General features: G+C 44.3%; 18 protein-coding genes. 11 read left to right on the forward strand and 7 right to left on the reverse strand.

Annotated features, from left to right (window positions below; genetic code table 11):
- The 7 genes from murA to G6N79_RS17680 all read left to right on the forward strand — a co-directional run bounded on the left by murA (position 1) and on the right by G6N79_RS17680 (position 5,339).
- The gene (gene murA / locus G6N79_RS07725; protein WP_103907088.1) at positions 1-1,326 is read left to right on the forward strand and encodes a UDP-N-acetylglucosamine 1-carboxyvinyltransferase; all 1,326 of its coding nucleotides are present in this window, start codon (positions 1-3) and stop codon (positions 1,324-1,326) included.
- A 101-nt stretch (positions 1,327-1,427) separates the two neighbouring features.
- A complete protein-coding gene (locus tag G6N79_RS07730; protein WP_103907089.1) occupies positions 1,428-2,060 on the forward strand; it encodes a YceI family protein in 633 nt (210 codons plus the stop codon).
- 810 nt (positions 2,061-2,870) lie between these two features.
- Complete coding sequence (locus G6N79_RS07735; protein WP_103907090.1) at positions 2,871-3,632, forward strand: hypothetical protein; 762 nt, start codon at positions 2,871-2,873, stop codon at positions 3,630-3,632.
- A gap of 24 nt (positions 3,633-3,656) precedes the next feature.
- Positions 3,657-4,094: a hypothetical protein gene (locus G6N79_RS07740; protein ID WP_146060646.1), complete on the forward strand. Its 438-nt coding sequence runs from the start codon at positions 3,657-3,659 to the stop codon at positions 4,092-4,094.
- Positions 4,095-4,157: 63 nt separating this feature from the next.
- On the forward strand, positions 4,158-4,580 hold the full coding sequence (locus G6N79_RS07745; RefSeq protein ID WP_103907092.1) for a hypothetical protein: 423 nt from the start codon (positions 4,158-4,160) through the stop codon (positions 4,578-4,580).
- A gap of 102 nt (positions 4,581-4,682) precedes the next feature.
- Complete coding sequence (gene rlmH, locus G6N79_RS07750; RefSeq protein WP_103907093.1) at positions 4,683-5,156, forward strand: 23S rRNA (pseudouridine(1915)-N(3))-methyltransferase RlmH; 474 nt, start codon at positions 4,683-4,685, stop codon at positions 5,154-5,156.
- 51 nt (positions 5,157-5,207) lie between these two features.
- Positions 5,208-5,339, forward strand: coding sequence for a hypothetical protein (locus tag G6N79_RS17680; RefSeq protein ID WP_262508101.1), 132 nt, complete (start codon positions 5,208-5,210; stop codon positions 5,337-5,339).
- A 605-nt stretch (positions 5,340-5,944) separates the two neighbouring features.
- On the opposite strand, the gene G6N79_RS07755 is transcribed toward G6N79_RS17680, so the two are convergent.
- Both G6N79_RS07755 and G6N79_RS07760 read right to left on the reverse strand, forming a co-directional pair.
- Positions 5,945-6,406, reverse strand: a complete 462-nt coding sequence (locus G6N79_RS07755) for an NUDIX domain-containing protein (RefSeq protein WP_103907094.1) — start codon at positions 6,404-6,406, stop codon at positions 5,945-5,947.
- 93 nt (positions 6,407-6,499) lie between these two features.
- On the reverse strand, positions 6,500-7,237 hold the full coding sequence (locus tag G6N79_RS07760; protein WP_103907095.1) for a hypothetical protein: 738 nt from the start codon (positions 7,235-7,237) through the stop codon (positions 6,500-6,502).
- 145 nt (positions 7,238-7,382) lie between these two features.
- Between G6N79_RS07760 and G6N79_RS07765 the strand changes: the two genes are divergently transcribed.
- A complete protein-coding gene (locus G6N79_RS07765) occupies positions 7,383-9,800 on the forward strand; it encodes an alpha-ketoacid dehydrogenase subunit alpha/beta (protein ID WP_103907096.1) in 2,418 nt (805 codons plus the stop codon).
- A gap of 14 nt (positions 9,801-9,814) precedes the next feature.
- On the opposite strand, the gene G6N79_RS07770 is transcribed toward G6N79_RS07765, so the two are convergent.
- The 5 genes from G6N79_RS07770 to G6N79_RS07790 all read right to left on the reverse strand — a co-directional run bounded on the left by G6N79_RS07770 (position 9,815) and on the right by G6N79_RS07790 (position 15,053).
- Positions 9,815-10,678, reverse strand: a complete 864-nt coding sequence (locus tag G6N79_RS07770) for an ROK family protein (RefSeq protein WP_103907097.1) — start codon at positions 10,676-10,678, stop codon at positions 9,815-9,817.
- Positions 10,668-11,765 carry a chorismate synthase gene (gene aroC / locus G6N79_RS07775; protein ID WP_103907098.1) on the reverse strand — a complete coding sequence of 366 codons (1,098 nt, stop codon included), beginning with the start codon at positions 11,763-11,765 and terminating at the stop codon, positions 10,668-10,670. Before aroC ends, G6N79_RS07770 begins: the two co-directional genes overlap by 11 nt.
- Before the next feature lie 63 nt (positions 11,766-11,828).
- The gene (gene aroA, locus G6N79_RS07780) at positions 11,829-13,076 is read right to left on the reverse strand and encodes a 3-phosphoshikimate 1-carboxyvinyltransferase (protein WP_200818815.1); all 1,248 of its coding nucleotides are present in this window, start codon (positions 13,074-13,076) and stop codon (positions 11,829-11,831) included.
- A 2-nt stretch (positions 13,077-13,078) separates the two neighbouring features.
- Positions 13,079-14,185, reverse strand: a complete 1,107-nt coding sequence (locus tag G6N79_RS07785; RefSeq protein ID WP_103907100.1) for a chorismate mutase — start codon at positions 14,183-14,185, stop codon at positions 13,079-13,081.
- Positions 14,186-14,222: 37 nt separating this feature from the next.
- Positions 14,223-15,053, reverse strand: coding sequence for a prephenate dehydratase (locus G6N79_RS07790; RefSeq protein ID WP_103907101.1), 831 nt, complete (start codon positions 15,051-15,053; stop codon positions 14,223-14,225).
- 670 nt (positions 15,054-15,723) lie between these two features.
- Here G6N79_RS07790 and G6N79_RS07795 point away from each other — a divergent pair.
- Genes G6N79_RS07795 through G6N79_RS07805 form a run of 3 tightly spaced genes read left to right on the forward strand, consistent with a single transcriptional unit; the run spans position 15,724 to position 18,043 of the window.
- The gene (locus G6N79_RS07795; RefSeq protein ID WP_103907102.1) at positions 15,724-16,578 is read left to right on the forward strand and encodes a DMT family transporter; all 855 of its coding nucleotides are present in this window, start codon (positions 15,724-15,726) and stop codon (positions 16,576-16,578) included.
- A complete protein-coding gene (locus G6N79_RS07800) occupies positions 16,575-17,192 on the forward strand; it encodes an IMPACT family protein (RefSeq protein WP_103907103.1) in 618 nt (205 codons plus the stop codon). The genes G6N79_RS07795 and G6N79_RS07800 overlap by 4 nt, the downstream gene beginning before the upstream one ends.
- Complete coding sequence (locus tag G6N79_RS07805) at positions 17,189-18,043, forward strand: nucleoside phosphorylase (protein WP_103907104.1); 855 nt, start codon at positions 17,189-17,191, stop codon at positions 18,041-18,043. The genes G6N79_RS07800 and G6N79_RS07805 overlap by 4 nt, the downstream gene beginning before the upstream one ends.
- The last annotated feature ends 2 nt before the right edge of the window (positions 18,044-18,045 follow it).

Genomic DNA, 18,045 nt, shown 5'->3' on the forward strand with positions numbered 1-18,045 from the left:
ATGAACGCATTTGAAATAAACGGTGGTAAACCATTAAAAGGAGAAATTGTTCCTCAGGGAGCGAAGAATGAAGCCCTGCAGATTATCTCTGCGGTGCTCCTAACAGAAGAGAAAATTACGATCAGCAATATTCCCGATATCAAGGATGTCAATAAACTGATCGATCTATTGGCGGCCATGGGCGTAACGGTAAACCGCGTGAGCGAGGATACCTACGAATTTGAAGCCAAGGATATCAATATCGACTATTTCCAATCGGAAGAATTCAAGAAAAAAGGAGGGAGCCTCCGCGGATCGATTATGATCGTCGGTCCTTTATTGGCACGCTTCGGTAAAGCTGCAATCCCGAAACCGGGAGGCGATAAAATTGGACGCCGCCGTCTGGATACCCACTTCCTGGGTTTCGAGAAATTGGGTGCCAAATTTATCTATGATGCCGAGAACCACTTCTTCAATGTGGATGCATCCGAGTTGCAGGGAACCTATATTCTGATGGATGAGGCTTCTGTAACCGGAACGGCAAATATCGTGATGGCTGCTGTTCTGGCGAAGGGTACAACCACCATCTATAACGCGGCATGCGAGCCTTATCTGCAGCAGCTGTGCAAGATGCTGAACCGCATGGGTGCAAACATCTCCGGTATCGGATCCAACCTATTGACCATCGAAGGGGTGGAGCGCTTGGGTGGAACGACTCACAGGATGCTGCCGGATATGATCGAGATCGGTTCCTTCATCGGACTGGCCGCAATGACCGGTTCTGAAATTACCATTAAGGATGTGTGCTTCAAGGAGCTGGGAATTATCCCTTCCGTATTTTCACGTTTGGGCATCAAATTCGAGCTTCGCGGTGATGATATTTTTATTCCTGCGCAGGACAGCTATGAAATCGATACCTTTATCGATGGATCCATCCTGACGATTTCCGATGCGCCATGGCCAGGTTTCACACCGGACTTGTTGAGCATCGTGTTGGTGACTGCCATCCAAGCCAAAGGAAATGTCCTGATCCACCAGAAGATGTTCGAGAGTCGTTTGTTCTTCGTGGACAAACTGATCGATATGGGGGCGCAGATCATTCTGTGCGATCCACACAGAGCAACCGTAATCGGCTTGAACAAACAGAATAAATTACGCGGTATCGAGATGACCTCTCCGGATATCCGTGCGGGAGTTTCCCTATTGATCGCCGCCCTATCGGCACAGGGGAAATCCGTAATCTACAATATTGAACAGATCGAGCGTGGTTATCAGCATATTGAAGAGCGCTTGAAAGCATTGGGTGCGGATATCCGCCGTGTGGACGTGCAACCGTCCGGTAACTAAGCCCCAATTGTCTTTTTATTGTTAAAAATAGAGTAGCCAGTAGGAATATCTACCAAGCTACTCTATTTTTGCTTCCGAATTAAATGTTCTAAACATATACAATGAAAAAAATCACATTATTATCTGCTATCGCAGCATTAGTTCTGGCTTCATGTGCTGGAAACCCTGAAGGAAAAAAAGCTGAAACGAAAGATTCAGTTGTCGTTACGCAAAGTGAAGTTGTAGGTACTACATTCAATGTAGATACTGCTGCTTCCAAAGTCGTTTGGACAGGAACAAAGGTTACTGGTAAACATACTGGTACAGTAAACATTAAATCTGGTTCCCTAACAGTTGATAACGGTGCACTTACAGCAGGAAACGTTGTTTTGGATATGACGAGCATCAGCTCTACAGATCTAGAGGGCGAATACAAAGAGAAATTGGATGGCCACTTGAAAGCTGATGATTTCTTCGGCGTTGCAACGCATCCAGAAGCGAGCTTCACCATCACCGAAATTAAACCAGGTGCTACAGCGAACGATATTACCGTTTCTGGTAACTTGATCATCAAAGGCGTGAGCAAAAACATCACTTTCGATGCGAAAGTTGTAGAAGCTACAGATGCAACAATCAAAGCAACTGCTAACTTCAACATCACAAGAGCTGACTGGGGTGTTTCTTACGAAGGTAAATCTGATGATTTGATCTCCAAAGAAATTAACTTCGATATCAACCTAGTGGCTAACAAATAAGCCCAAGGTTATCGAATGGAAAAGAAGGTATCTGAATAGATACCTTCTTTTTTTATTGGTTTTCCCATCATCAAATCCATTCTGGAAGGCACATGTGAATCATCCCTTGGTACATTAAGAAATTGTTATTTGTGCACTTGGAATTGCTGTTGTCAATACAAATTTCTATATTTCATACATCACCTATCCAATTCATAGCTGCATTTCCGTTTTGCAGAATCCCTAATTTTCTAAGTGCCACGTTGTAAAATCGATGGCTTCAACACGCTCTCACATAACGAGGTTTGTATACTATTTCCTATTTTCTTGAATTTTTCGAATTGTATGGCATTGACAAAATCCGCTTTGGGTTAGGTGTGGACCTTGTCCGACATGCATGCGAGGTGCGACCGAGGTTTAAGCGTACTGCATACGTGCTATAGACACGCTCTCACCACGCTCTCGGTACGCTCTCACCTCGGACGCATGTCAGACAAGGTCAGGGGAGGGAAAGGTTGATTTAAGGGTGTAAAATCTAGTTGTTTTTGTATAATATAATGACTTTCAGGGATTTGTGGTGTTTTGTTGCCAAATTTGTAATTATAGTGTTAAGCGTTTATTTAGGGGGGGTAAGGTAGGGGATTAAATAGCTATATGTAGCTATTTTCTGTTAAAGAAAATGCGTTTAATTTTGTTAAAACAATTAACGCATAATAAAAAGTGATAGGAAAATAAATTAGAAAAATTGGGTTTGGGTGTGATCATAATTATGGCAACCGCAATGAGGAATCCATTTAAAAACAGATAAATAACAATTAAAAACTTAACACTATGAAATCTTTGACAACACTTTTAATCTTTTTGTGTGGCATTACTTTCAGTCATGCACAAGTTAAAAATCCAGCTTCAAGCAAGCCACTATTTGATGAGGGCATAACCTGGACTACCAAAGAAGAAAACGGAAAGATAGGGTTTGGTTATACCGATTCGGAATGGGTTTGGGCCATAAAACCAACATTTGATAAAATCGCATCAGGTGCGCAGTTTCTTTCAAAACAGAAATATGCGACCATGACCCTGAAAGGAAATCAAACACTGAATCCTAAAAATTGCGGTGTACGATCGCACCAGTCCAATATTGCTATAATCGATCGCAAAGGGAATATTTTGATAGAAGGCAAAACGGGTGAAAGTTTTAAACTTATCCCGAATTCTTCTTATGCCATCAAACTAATTAATGGACAGGGAGATGCATCAAAAGGGTGCGAAGCGTTCATCATAAATATAGAAACAGGTAAAACCGTTCATCAGTTGCAAGCAAATTATTCCGATATCACGTACAATGAGCATTATGTGAATTTGTGGGGCAATGAAGGGATAAAGTTGTTCTATAATTTTGATGGAACCGTTTATCAGAATGATACGCCTTTTTATTTGCCTATAAGAAAAGAATTTAAAACCAAAAAATACAATACCTTTTTGGCGTATGCTGAAAAGTCTCGGGTTTTTAATGAAAATGTTACGGGGTTCTTTTTTGGTTACGGAGATAATTTCAAAATTGTAAAAGAAAACTGGGTTAATATGTCTAAGTAATGAACGCTTAAACTCTCTAAAATTATGAAAACCAAAACAATTATGACGGCAATACTATTGCTGTTCGGCCTAATCAGCTTAGCGCAAAAAATGGAGTATAAAACCATTCAGGATCTAGAAGATGGAGAAAAGGTTTCTGATATTTATATTATCGATCTCAAAGCCAAAACCTTGAAGGTAAGGTTTGAGGACGGAGTGAATATAGAATATAAAATAGATGCCTATACAAAAAAGGAAAACCAGGAAGATGAAGATGTGTATGGAGAAGACAGAGGTGTAAAGTTTACGGAGCATCTTATAGAACTCGAAGATAAAAAAGTTACTCCGGATCAGTTGTTAAGGACTATTGCATATATCAAATTGATGGTGCCTGAAAATCAATACGCTGCCAAATTTCGTAAAATTTTGCATGTTAGATATCATGGGTTGACTTCATTTTATTATTCGGTCACTGAAAATTAAAATATACAACCATAATCTTCAAGAAAACTTAGAACTCCGTTTGGGTGGATTAAATAAAACACTATGAGTGCATTTAACATCTTTAGGAAAAAAGAAGGAAAACCTTTACCGCCGGCATATCAAGTAGGACAAGAGTGGAATTATCATACCCGTCCCGGTGAGGAAAACTCGACGTTGAAAATTCTCAAAATAGAAACGTATAAAGAGTATGGCACTATAGTTCACATTGCATTTTCCGGTGTATGCATTAAAAACCCGAAATACCCAAACGGAGTTTTAGAAGAAGTGCTGCACTTGCCTGTCGCTGAAGATGCTTTACGCAACAGTACCACAACGTTAAAGAACGACCGTGTATCCCTTCCTAATTACGAATTGGGTTATGTCCGTTGGAAAGCCGCCTTTGACGAACAACAAGCAGGGCATTTCGGAATTCCATTGCGCGAAGCCATTCAATGGTTGGAAGACGGCACGTATGAGGTGAAATAGTAAAAAAAGCAAATTCTTCAATCCATCCTTCTCCTTTTCGCAAATTAACCTACCAATTGGCCGGCTAAAGTCCTATTTTTGTAACCTATCAACGGTCAGTATATGAAAATTACCTTACTGTGTATCGGCAAGACGGACGATCAGCATATTTCGCAAGGCATTGAGGTGTATACCAAGCGCCTGAAGCATTATATTTCTTTCCAGCAGATCATCATTCCGGACCTGAAGAACAGCAAGAACCTGACAGAAGCACAGCAGAAAGAAAAGGAAGCACAGCTGATCCTGAAGCAGATCAGTAACCTCGATTATGTGGTCCTGTTGGATGAGCGCGGCAAAACATACAGCTCCATGGAGTTTTCGGTCTTCCTGGAGAAGCAAATGATCGGTAGTGTGCAACACATGGTATTCGTGATCGGTGGCCCCTACGGCTTTGATAACAGTGTGTATGAGCGTGCCAATGGAAAAGTATCCTTGTCGAAAATGACCTTCTCACACCAGATGGTACGCCTCTTCTTCGTCGAGCAAATTTACCGTGCTTTTACAATAATGCGCGGAGAACCCTACCATCATGAATAATTTTATGTATTTTTAAGGTTTAGCGCATCTTTAATAAAAGAAGGAGGAATAATGGATTTAGATAAATTTAAAAGAGATTATAAATATAAGAGTCAGGAAGGCGCCCATAGTGGGGATGTGAACAAATGGATCATCATCATCGGCGGAGCATTGGTCATCCTGCTCGCATACTTATTTGCATAAGATTTTCATTTGAATTTTTTTGAATGTTTTAGGGTTTAGCGAACGTGCTAAACCCTATTTTTTTGCCCCATCTACCCCATGCAAATCACGTGGTTTTTTAAAGGTTTTTTAATGAAATATAACCATGAAAAGTACCACGAAAACCGTTATTAAAATTGGGATATCCGTCACTTTTTTTAATGACTATTGTAACAAAAGTAAATAGAAGCTAATTTTATTCATTTCAGACATTTCGTAAATTTTGGTATACCTGAAATGATTTTGAATGCCTTACTTAAAATAGGTATGAGGAAACCTTGCATGGAATTACCCAGCTAATTTTCACTTACTTAAAATGGATAGCCCTGTTATTGTGTACGGTAATAGCTATCTATGACCGTTTTTGGCTGTTTTTTACTTTTTTTATTCTATTAATCTGATTAGGACAAAAAAATAAGGCGATACGGGGAGTATCGCCTTAAAATCACACTAACTATTAATAAAACCCTATAGAACTAGGTGTTTTCAAAACATAGATCCTGGGTAGGGTAAGCCCTATTTCCAAGACCCACTGTAAAAGTAAAAACCTTTTATTATAAAATCAAATAAAAGTTGCAACATTTATATTATTCTTGAATTTTTACTATTGATTTTAGAAATTCCCGCCAAGCCGCCTGATCGGTTTTGAATGTCAAGTCATTTTCTTGCAATTGATGCAAAGGAATTAATCGGAAGGCCTGTAGTTTTCCTTCAAGTGATTTTTCCGTAAAGTCAAACGTACGTGTCGTTATTTTTAAATTAACTTTATTAATGCACTTCACCTGGTAATAGATGGAAATGATCTGACTTTCGTTGAAACTTGATTTTTCATAGAAATCGGTGGTGTAGATGTGCTTGAGCACCTCGACTTCCATACCCGTTTCTTCCATATATTCGCGCTTCAGGGCGTCGATCAATCCCTCTCCATATTCCAATCCGCCACCTGGAAATTTAGTGAACGATACATTTTCGGTGCGCTCGTCGGAGATGAGGACCTCATTGTTCTCGTTTAACAGAATTCCATATACCCTGACATTGAATAAAAACATAATATGATGATGTGGTGGGGCGCTCCTGCGCCCAGACAAAATTAATAGCTGAATTTTATGAAAAATGGTATACCGTTCACGGCACCCAATTGACTACAACGGTTGAAAACCTGATTCCACGGCGTCCGTGTCCAGACCGACAATGGAGTAGTGCTTCGGCAAGAACCAGGAAATGGTATTCATGGCCTGTTTGTATTCGTTCTCGTTGGCAAAATTCTTCGGCGTGATGTTCAACACCAAATCCTGTGTTACCTTCTCTTCGTCGGTGTAGTTCCGTGCAATCAACATGATCATGGGATTCTTTACGCCGGAATACTGAAGGAATTCAGCCAACTGCTTCCGTGCATAGCCAGGAAGGATCTCTTCCGACGGCTGTCCCACCAAGATTTCCTCATCCTTGCCGATAACGAAATCCGCGTTGTTGCGGGAGAAGAAATGCTCGTCGGTATAGAATTCCTGACGCAACGCATAGTTGACCAGGTCGCCAAAGCTGAACATCCAATCCGGATCCTGTTTGCGTGTGTTCAACGCAACGCCAAAACCGTTCTGAAGCAGGGTCGGTAATTTATCTTTGATGACAAAGGCCTGAAAGTTTTCGCCGGGTTCCACACTGCGTAAATTGAAGTACGGAAAACCATCATTGCTCATGACGATCTCCGGCTCCGATACTGCTAGATTGGCTTCCGCAATATTATCGATGAACTGTGCCACCCATCCGTTGTTCCGCTCTGCCAAAGGCACATCCAGCAAATTGTTGATAACGATTGTTTTCTCTAGATCGCCCAATCTCCCGTTGCCCGCATTCGCGTCAAAAAAATGCAAATTACTCATAGATATTCTGAAAAATTTCGGCTAAATGTAATCAATATTGTCTTAATGTTAAGAGTTTTATTTGAATTTGGTCGTATTAATAAGGGGGAAGGATGGCAAAAAGCTCGTTTATTTTGTTATTTTTGTTAAAAAAGAAAACACTTTAATGTCAGAATTAAATACGACAAGACCAGTGCACTACAATTCAGCGAAAATAAGCTATGAGGAATTCCGCCAGGTACTCATTGAAGATTATAAACTAGCCGTTCAAAGCCGTTATGTGAGCCTCTTGGGAAGGAAAGAAGTCCTGACCGGAAAGGCGAAGTTTGGAATCTTCGGAGATGGGAAGGAATTGGCCCAAATTGCGCTTTCGAAGGTTTTTAAACCTGGAGATTGGCGTTCCGGTTACTATAGAGACCAAACGCTAGCCTTTGCACTTGGCATAAGCAGTATCTATAATTTTTTCTCGCAATTATATGCAAACCCCGACCTGGAGGCCGATACATCGTCCGGTGGCCGGCAGATGGTGGCGCACTTTGCCACACCTTTGCTGGATGAACAGGGCGAATGGCTCGATCAGACCCAACAGGTCAATTGCTTTTCGGATATTTCCACCACAGGTGGGCAGATGGCCCGAATCCTCGGTCTCGGACTCGCTTCCAAGCTGTACAGGGAAAATCCAAACCTCTCCCACAAAGCGCCATTCTCGAAAGAAGGGCAGGAAGTCGTGTACTGTACAATCGGGAATGCGGCAACATCCGAAGGTGTATTCTGGGAAACCGTCAATGCGGCAGGGGTAAAACAGATCCCTGTTGTCATCTCCATTTGGGATGACGGCTACGGCATCTCCGTGCCAAATGCGGTGCAGACCACAAAAGGCGATATCTCCAACCTCCTGCGCGGATTTCAGGAAGATGAATACGGGACGGGATTGGAGATCTTTAAGGTCAAAGGCTGGGATTATGCTGGCCTGTGTGAAGTGTATGAGAAAGCGGCAGACTTCGCCAGAAACCATAGCAAACCATGCATCGTCCATGTTGTCGAGGTCACTCAACCGCAGGGGCACTCCACCTCAGGGTCGCACGAGCGGTATAAATCCGATGATCGCCTGGCTTGGGAAGTAGACTACGACTGCAATAAGAAAATGCGCGATTGGCTGCTGGAATCCGGAATGGCGGAGGAGCATGAGCTGGAAGCCATCGAGAACGAAGCGAAAGATTTTGTGCGCCAGGAGCAGAAACGCGCCTGGGCAGATTATAGAAAGACCTTACAGACAGACCTGGAAGGCGCGATAGCAAAGCTGGAAGCCATCAATCACCACGCCGTTGAAATTCCTTTGAAGACCTTACTCTCCATTACGGAGCCTTCACTGAAGGAGGTCTATGTGAATGTTCGACGCGTAATCCGTGAATTGCGGGGTGAGGATATTGCTGGCAAGGATGAGCTGATCGCTTGGTACAAGCAACAACGTGAGGTCAACTACGACCGTTTTAACGATAAACTTTTTGTGGATACGGCACATTCACCATTGTCGGTTCCCGTTGTGGCGGCGGCCTACGATGCCGATGCTGCAGTGGTCGACGGCAGGGAAGTGCTGAATGCCTGTTTCCGGGAGAATTTCCATAACGATGCGCGGCTCTTGGCATTTGGGGAGGACGTGGGTAAGATCGGTGATGTGAACCAAGGGTTTGCCGGTCTGCAGGAGGAATTCGGCGATCAGCGGGTATTCGATACGGGGATCCGGGAATCAGCGATTATCGGAAAGGGAATTGGCCTCGCCGTCCGTGGGTTCCGACCGATCGCAGAGATCCAATACCTGGATTACCTGATCTATGCCATGCCGGTATTGAGCGATGATCTGGCCAGTTTGAGCTACCGCACCAAGGGACGCCAAAAAGCGCCTTTGATCATCCGTACGCGAGGTCACCGATTGGAAGGAATCTGGCATTCCGGATCGCCTATGTCGGTGCTATTGGGCGGATTGCGTGGGATACACCTCTGTGTACCGCGGAACATGACCCAGGCAGCAGGGATGTACAATACCCTGTTGAAATCCGACGAACCCGCATTGGTTGTGGAATGCCTGAATGGGTATCGCTTGAAGGAAAAGATGCCGAATAATATCGCTGACTTTACCGTGCCAATCGGAAAGGCCGAAAAGCTGCGTGAAGGTAATGATGTAACCGTGGTATCCTATGGATCTACACTTCGCATCGTTCAGGAAGCAGCGCTCGAATTGGATAAATTGGGGATTACCATCGAGATTATCGATGCGCAGTGCCTGATGCCGTTCGATAGGGATCACATCTCCGTGGAATCCCTGAAGAAAACCAACCGCTTATTGGTTGTCGATGAAGATTTTCCGGGAGGCGCCTCAGCGTATATCACCCATGAAATATTGGAAAAACAGGGCGGATACTACCACCTGGATTCCCAACCCAAAACATTAACGGCAAAAGCCCACCGTCCGCCTTATGGGTCGGATGGCGATTACTTCACGAAACCAGCGGTGGATGATGTAGTCGAAGCAGTCTATCAGATGATGGCAGATGCCAATCCAACAAAATATCCTCCTTTGTACTAAGGAGGATATTTCCTCTATTTTGTTTCAGAAAATAATGCTGCCGCACCGATGATGGCGGCCTGTTCCTGATATTTACCTATCTGAATCCGATAATCCTGCAATAGGGAAGGGTCTGGGAATATTCTGTCCCAAGCTTTTGCTATATTTCCGCCAATAATAAAGAAGCGGCAATCATATTTTTGGCTGAAGAAGTGAAGGAAATCCAAGAGGTGTTGCTGATATTCCTGCAGCAGTTGCTGCACTTCTTTGGTGTCGCCATGTTGCTCCAGGATCTCGCGAAGTCCGCTCTCCTGGTAGCCCGATAATTCCTCAAAGCGACGCACGAACCAACGCGTTACGAGGTGCTCCTCAAAAATAGAGGTCTTGTACGGGGTATCCCACAGATCGGCATCAAAAGCTTTTTCGCCATTGTTCCATACCGCACTGCCCAATCCTGTACCCAAGGTAATGCCCAAAATGCGCTGTTCCTGCTCCAATCCGCAACCGAAGATCTCCCCCTGTAAAAATGCGGCGGCGTCGTTGATGTAACGGATGTCCAAGTGGCCCTTGCCGATCCCATCCAGTATCGGTTGGGTTACCTGCATCTGGTAAATACTGTCGTACTTGGATTGCCCCTTCATCAAAGCAATTCCTTTTTCGTAGTCAAAAGGACCCGGTGCTGCTATACCTACCTGTAGTACAGGTTCCTCTGTTTTTGCCAAACAGGCTTTCATGTTGGAGGTCCAATCAAGAAAAATCGATTTAGCATTTTCCGCGGAATTCACATGCGTCCGCGTAACAGTATGTTCGAGGATCTGCCATGTGTTTTTTTCGACAATGGCGGAAGTGATATGGGTTCCGCCGATATCACAAGATAGGATATAGTTGCTAGTGTGCATGCGTTGAATAGGCCTTATACTTGAGTAAATGGTCAGCAATTACCAGTGCAGCCATGGCTTCAACGATAATTACCGCTCGGGGTACGACACAAGGGTCATGACGTCCCTTTCCTGAAATGGTAGTTTCCTGGCCTTCTTCATTGATGGTATCCTGATCGCGCATAATCGTCGCGACAGGTTTGAAGGCTGTTTTGAAGGTAATATCCATCCCATTGGAGATACCGCCCTGGATACCGCCCGAGAAATTGGTGATTGTGCTTATTTTGTCGCCATCCTTGACGAAAATATCATTGTGCTCAGATCCTAACATCGTAGAACCATCAAACCCCGATCCATATTCAAAACCGTGTACAGCATTGATGCTCATCATGGCTTTCGCCAGGTCGGCATGTAGTTTGTCGAAGACGGGTTCGCCAAGGCCTACGGGCACATGGCGTATAATGGTGGATATCCTGCCACCGACCGTATCCCCATTCTTGCGGACTTGGTTGATGAAGGTTTCCATCTCCGCCGCCGTTGCCGGATCGGCACAGCGGACGATGTTCTGCTCTCTTGTTTCCAATAGGGCAGCCAGGTCCTTTGCATCCAGGTTGGGTGCTTCGATGGTACCCACGCCGGAAACATGTGCAAAGATCTCAATTCCGTGTTTCTTTAGGAACAATTTAGCCACTGCCCCCGCCGCAACACGCGCTGCTGTTTCCCGAGCTGATGAACGACCTCCACCGCGGTAATCACGGATACCGTATTTAACCTGATAGGTGTAGTCGGCATGGGAAGGACGGAATTTATCCTGAATGTGGGAATAGTCCTTGGACCGTTGGTCTTCATTCGGAATGATGATGGCAATGGGCGTTCCTGTCGATTTACCCTCGAAAGTACCAGAAAGAATCTGGGCGGTATCACTTTCCTTGCGTTGGGTGGTAATCTTGGATTGACCGGGACGGCGCTTGTCCAATTCCGATTGGATAAACTCCTCGTCAATGTCAACCAAGGATGGACAACCATCAATAATTACCCCTATAGCTTTTCCGTGTGATTCGCCGAAAGTACTAATCCTAAATAAATCTCCAAATGAATTTCCTGCCATAATCGATTATGCCGTAAATATATAAAAATTGCTACTAAATCCGCTTAGCTTACTAATAATTCTCTAATTTGCCTGTTCAAAGCCATGGTTTTCCAAGTGTTCGTAGAACATGGGGTATGATTTCTCCACCACCATCGGTTCCTCAATGGTCACCTGCTTGAACACCAACGCCAAAGGCGCAAATGCCATCGCCATGCGGTGATCTTCATAGGTAGCAATGGTGAGGTCTCCCGGATCCTGAACGTTCGCAGTTTTCAGGTGGTAGGTTTCCCCATCGGCAATCAGCTCCGCTCCGAACTTCGCGATTTCCGTCTGTAGGGCAAGGATTCGGTCGGTTTCCTTGATTTTCAGGGTTTCCAATCCAGTAAAGGATACATCGCGCTGCAGTGCTGCAGCCACAACAACCACCGTCTGCGCCAGGTCTGGACATTCCTTGAAGTCGAATACTGTTTTCGAACTTTGGTTGCCTGTTTTCCGCAGGTGCAGGCCGTCGGCTTCAAAACTGGATTCCACACCGAAGTGCGTCATGATCTCCACAATGGCCATATCGCCTTGCAGGCTGTGCTGTTTCAATCCCGGTAGGACGAGTTCGCCAGCCTCTGCCAAAGCAACCATCGCATACCAATAGGAAGCGGCGCTCCAATCCGGTTCGACATAAATGGTGGTTTCCTTGTACGGTTGTTTCGCAATATGAATGCTGTTTTCCGTGAATTCGTAGGAAATTCCGCAATCCTGCAACATGGCGAGTGTCATCGTTACATAAGGTCTGGAGGTCAGCTCGCCCACGATATCGATATGCAAGCCTTTCTTCAGATTGGCCGCGATCAGCAGGAGGGAGGAGATGTATTGACTGCTCACATTTCCCTGGATAGCAATGCGGTCCTTACCTTGGATCATGCCACCCTCGATCTGCAGGGGCGGGAAACCACTCTTCTTTTCGTAATGGATATCGGCACCCAAGTCCTTCAGGGCATCCACGAGGATCCCGATTGGGCGCTGTTGCATCCGTTCGGTACCGGTGAGGATGAAATTTCCCTTTTGCAGGTTGAGGTATGACGCCAGGAAACGCATAGCCGTTCCCGCCGGACCGATATCGATCGTAGTATAGCCTTCCGTAGGGGATGCCGCTTGCTGCAATGCTGCGGCAAGGGTTACGGTATCTGCGGCTTCGGACAGGTTTTCAACCTGTACGGCACCTTTGCTCAATGCGCTGATAATAAGAGCACGGTTGCTCTCTGACTTGGAGCCAGTAAGTTGAACCGTGCCTTTGATTGTTTTTGAGGGATGCGTTAATACTAAGCTTTTCGCCATTATTACGCCTCCGCTACAGGTTTAGTGTTCATGACCTCGTTCTGTCTGCGAATCGATTCGTTATGAAGTAATTCTAGGTATTTCGAAGTGAATTCTTCGCTCAGGTTCAACGCCTTACCCAATTGGATACGCTTCTGAACGATTTCATCCCAACGGTTGATCTGTAGGATCGTTACGTTGTTGTCTCTCTTGAATTCGCCGATTTTCTCTGCGATCTTCATGCGGTCAGCGATTTGTTTGATGATCTGGTCATCCAACTTGTCGATCTGTCCACGCAATTCTGTCAATTTATCCTCGAAAGCTGGGTTGTCAGATTCCGGTTTACGGATGGATAGGGTATCCAATAGATCAGCCAGGGCAGCAGGCGTAACCTGTTGTTTTGCATCTGTCCAAGCTACTGAAGGATCAATATGTGATTCGATGATCAATCCCTGCATATCCATGTCCATCGCTTTTTGCGTTACGTAAGGGATCAATTCACGGTTACCGCAGATATGGCTCGGGTCGTTGATGATCGGTAATTCTGGTGCGATCGCTTTCAATTGGATGGCGATATCCCACATCGGTTCATTACGGAATGCTGTTTTCTCGAATGAAGAGAATCCACGGTGGATAGCTGCCAATTTCTTGATTCCGGCACGGTTCACACGTTCCAAAGCACCGATCCATAAGGATAGGTCAGGGTTAACCGGGTTTTTGATCAATACAGGAACATCAACACCCTGAAGGGCATCTGCAATTTCCTGAACGGTGAAAGGGTTTGCCGTTGAACGGGCACCGATCCATAGGATATCAACTCCTGCGGCTAATGCTTCTTCCACATGTTTTGCTGTTGCAACCTCTGTTGCGGTCAATAGACCGGTTTCCTCTTTCGCACGCTTCATCCACTCCAAACCGATGCTGCCAATCCCTTCGAATTCTCCCGGGCGGGTACGTGGTTTCCAAATACCTGCACGTAGAACATTCACCTTACCTGTGTTGGCTAGTAAATGTGCAGTCGATACCAATTGCTCTTCAGTTTCAGCACTACAAGGTCCGGCAATGATTAATGGCTTATCTCCTGTGTCTAACCAAGATTTTAAAGGGAGAATGTCTAATGAATGTTTCATTTTATTAAAGTTAGATTGTTTACTTATTTATGTTGATTTAGATCTTTTCGTTCTTGATGTATTCACCCATGATACTGAAGTTCACGGTGTGTTTCAATACTTTGCGGATGGCCGCGTCATAATCGGCCTGTTTCTTCCATTCCACGTCCACGTAGAAATCGTATTCATTCCTGCGGCCAACGACCGGCATGGACTGGATCTTGCTGAGGTTGACGTTCTGTTCGGCAAAACATTGCAGCACTGAGGCCAATGCGCCGATGGAATGTGAGGTCTGGAAAGATAGGGACGCTTTGTTGGCATTCTTCTGCTCTTCCAATTCATTGGATAGGATCAGGAAGCGGGTCGAGTTCTTTTTGTTGGTTTCGATACGCTTTTCAAGAATGGTTAAACCGTACAATTGCGCTGCTGCCTCGCTGGCAATGGCTGCGGTGTGGGTCAGCTTATCATCCAGGATCTTCTTCGCACATGCTGCCGTATCCATTCCTTCCTTTACGATCCATTCTGGGTGATCACTCAGGAATTCATCACATTGGCGTATCGCGATCGGGTGGGATTCGACAAATTGAATATCCGCTAGTTTTACTCCCGGTAGAGCCAATAGATGCTGCTGTATGTTCAGGTGCACCTCGCCAATGATATGGAAGCGGTAATCCCGCAATAGGTTGTAATTTGGAAGGATACTCCCCGCAATGGAGTTTTCGATCGCCATAACCACGTAATCTGCCTTCCCTTGCTTCAACATCTCGCAGGTCTTCTTGAAGGAGTCACATTCAATGGTCTCAATCTCCCGGCCGAAATATTTATAGGCGGCTTCTTCGTGGAAGGAGGCTTTAACCCCTTGGATGGCAATGCGTACTTGATCGTTCATGTGTTGTGTTATACTGTGATAATGTCATAAAAAAAGTCCCTAACTTTTCAGCAGGGACCTCTATATTTCTTTCGCAATAAGATATACTAGTCCCTGCTCTTATTATAAAAATAAAAGAACCAAAAGTTTGTATATCCGTATTGATTGTTCATTTCCCGTTTATTTGTTGTCAAATATAGAGCTTCTTTAAATAAGTGCAAAATGTTTTTTTAAAATAATTCATTTTTAGTGGTTTTTATGCAATAAAAATGGATAAAAAATTGATTAAAAAATGCATAAAAATATGGTTAAAAAATGATGTTTTATACGTGTTTTTTGAGTTTAAATTTTATAAAACATGTGTTTTAATACATTTAAAAGCATTTTTGTTGATTATTTAGTTAAATAAATTGTGTTAATTTTTTGCTCAAAAAATGCTGTAAAAATAGCTGTAAAAATAATTGAAAAATATTTTAAAAATCAGGTGTTAATAGCTTGATATTTTGGTGATTTTTACCTGTTTTTAATAAATTGTTTATAATTTCTAAACATTGGAGAATGTGTTTTTTCCTGTTTTTCGGAAAAATAGGGGTTCAGTGCGTTCCGATTTCGGAGGGTATGTGGTAAAAGGATATATTTGCGTATGGTATACCATCGGTATTGCTGATGGTTTAAATTATTGCATATTATTATGGTTTTTATCCTGCTTTCTGTCCTCTGCTCTGTCATTGTTTCCATCCTGATCAAATGGGCTAGGCAGCGGGGAATAAATTATCTGCAGTTATTGGTGTGGAATTATCCGATTGCCCTGCTATTGACCTATGTGGTGTTGAAACCTGAGCTTGTCCCTTGGACGTCCGATTTACCTTGGCACCTTTACCTCCCTTTGGGCTTCCTTTTGCCTTTTATCTTTATATGTATTGCACTTTCCATTCGGTATGGTGGTATCGTGAAAACGGAGGTTGCCCAACGGCTCTCTTTATTCATACCGCTGATTGCTGCCTACCTGTGGATGAATGAGCAGTTCCTGCCGCAGAAATTTGTAGGCATCGCGGTGGGGCTGGTTGCCATTGTATTCTCCATCGGCTGGCAGAAAGGGGGAAGTGGCCATGAACGTTCCTATTGGGTATTCCCTTTGCTCGTATTCGTTGGTATGGGCATCATCGATATTATTTTTAAGCAAATTGCCCAACACGATGGTATAACCTATATGTCTTCCCTATGGATCGTATTTGTGCTTGCCCTGTTCTTTGCCCTATTGTTCCTGCTGTATCTCTTGTTCATACGGAAAGAACGCTTTGATGGAAAGGCTGTGGGTTACGGTGCAATACTTGGTCTGTTCAATTTCGGAAATATTGTGTTTTACATGAAGGCCCACCGTGCCCTCCCAGATAGTCCTTCGCTGGTCTTTACGGGGATGAATATTGGCGTAATTGCCGTTGGTGCCCTTGCCGGTGTCCTGTTATTTCGGGAGAAGCTTAGCATTTACAATAAAATTGGGGTATTTTTGGCGATTGTTTCAGTATTATTAATAGCATTTCTGTGAGTTTATTTGAAGATACCTACCGTACCATTGACGAACCTTCCGAAGGCATATTCCGGGATAAGGGCAGCAAGTTCATAGCCTATGCCTATCCATTTAAAGATGAGAACAGCATCAAGGATATTATTGCCGAACTAAAGTCGCTGCATCCCAAAGCAAGGCACCATTGCTGGGCATACCGCCTAACGCCGGACCGGACCGTATTTCGTGTGAATGATGATGGTGAACCTTCCGGAACAGCCGGCCGTCCAATCCTGAATATGCTCCTTTCCATGGATGTCACCAATATCATGGTGGTTGTGGTCCGTTATTTCGGAGGAACCTTATTGGGGGTGCCAGGCCTGATTAATGCTTACAAGACCGCCACCCAAGAAGCATTAGAAGCCGCAACAATCGTCGAGAAAACGGTGAATGATGTCTACGAAGTGGCCTTTGATTATATGCAGATGAACGATGTCATGCGCATCGTGAAAGATAGCGACCTACAGGTGCTAAGTCAAGATTTTGATACGAATTGTAAAATCACTTTTGAAATCCGTAAATTACAGGTAAATGAAGTTATTGGCCGACTGGAGAAAGTCGACCAGGCCAAAATCAAATACCTACGGACCATATGATTAACGATTCAGAACTGATTATCAATGCAGATGGTAGCATCTACCATCTAAATCTATTACCCGAAGACATTGCCGATACCATCATATTTGTCGGTGATCCAGACCGCGTTCCTTTGGTATCCAGATATTTCGATGCAATTGAGGTGAAAAAAGGAAAACGTGAATTCATTACCCATACGGGCACAATCAAGGGGAAGCGGCTGACGGTCATCTCAACCGGTATAGGAACCGATAATATCGATATCGTCCTGAACGAATTGGATGCCCTGGTCAATATTGATTTTGCAACCAAGACCCTTAAACCAGAAATAAAGTCGCTCGATATCATCCGGATCGGCACGTCCGGTTCCATTCAGGGGAACATCTCCATGGGGACGGTATTGGCATCGGATTTTGCCATTGGCTTCGATACGCTGATGCAATACTATAAAAAGCCATATACCGAACCGGAAGTGCAATTGCAGGCCGCAGTGATCGATCATTTCGGAGACCTGACGTTCAAGCCTTATGTCGGGCGGGCTTCCCAGAAGTTGTTGGAACAGTTTGCTTTTGATCTCCCGAAAGGAATCACCATGACCGCGCCAGGTTTCTATGGTCCGCAGGGACGCATGGTCCGTTCGCAGAATACCTATCCGGACCTTATTAAAAAGGCGAATTCCTTTGAGATCTTCGGCAGGCACCTGACCAATCTGGAAATGGAAACAGCAGGCATTTATGCCTTGGCGAATATGTTCGGTCACCACGCCATTTCCATCAATGCAATATTGGCCAGCCGTGTCAACGAGACATTTAGCACCAATCCGCAAGAAGTGGTGGACAAGGCAATCCGCCTGGTATTGGATCGTTTATAGCC

The sequence above is a fragment of the Sphingobacterium lactis genome (genome assembly GCF_011046555.1).
In the GTDB taxonomy this organism is placed as follows: Bacteria; Bacteroidota; Bacteroidia; order Sphingobacteriales; family Sphingobacteriaceae; genus Sphingobacterium; species Sphingobacterium lactis.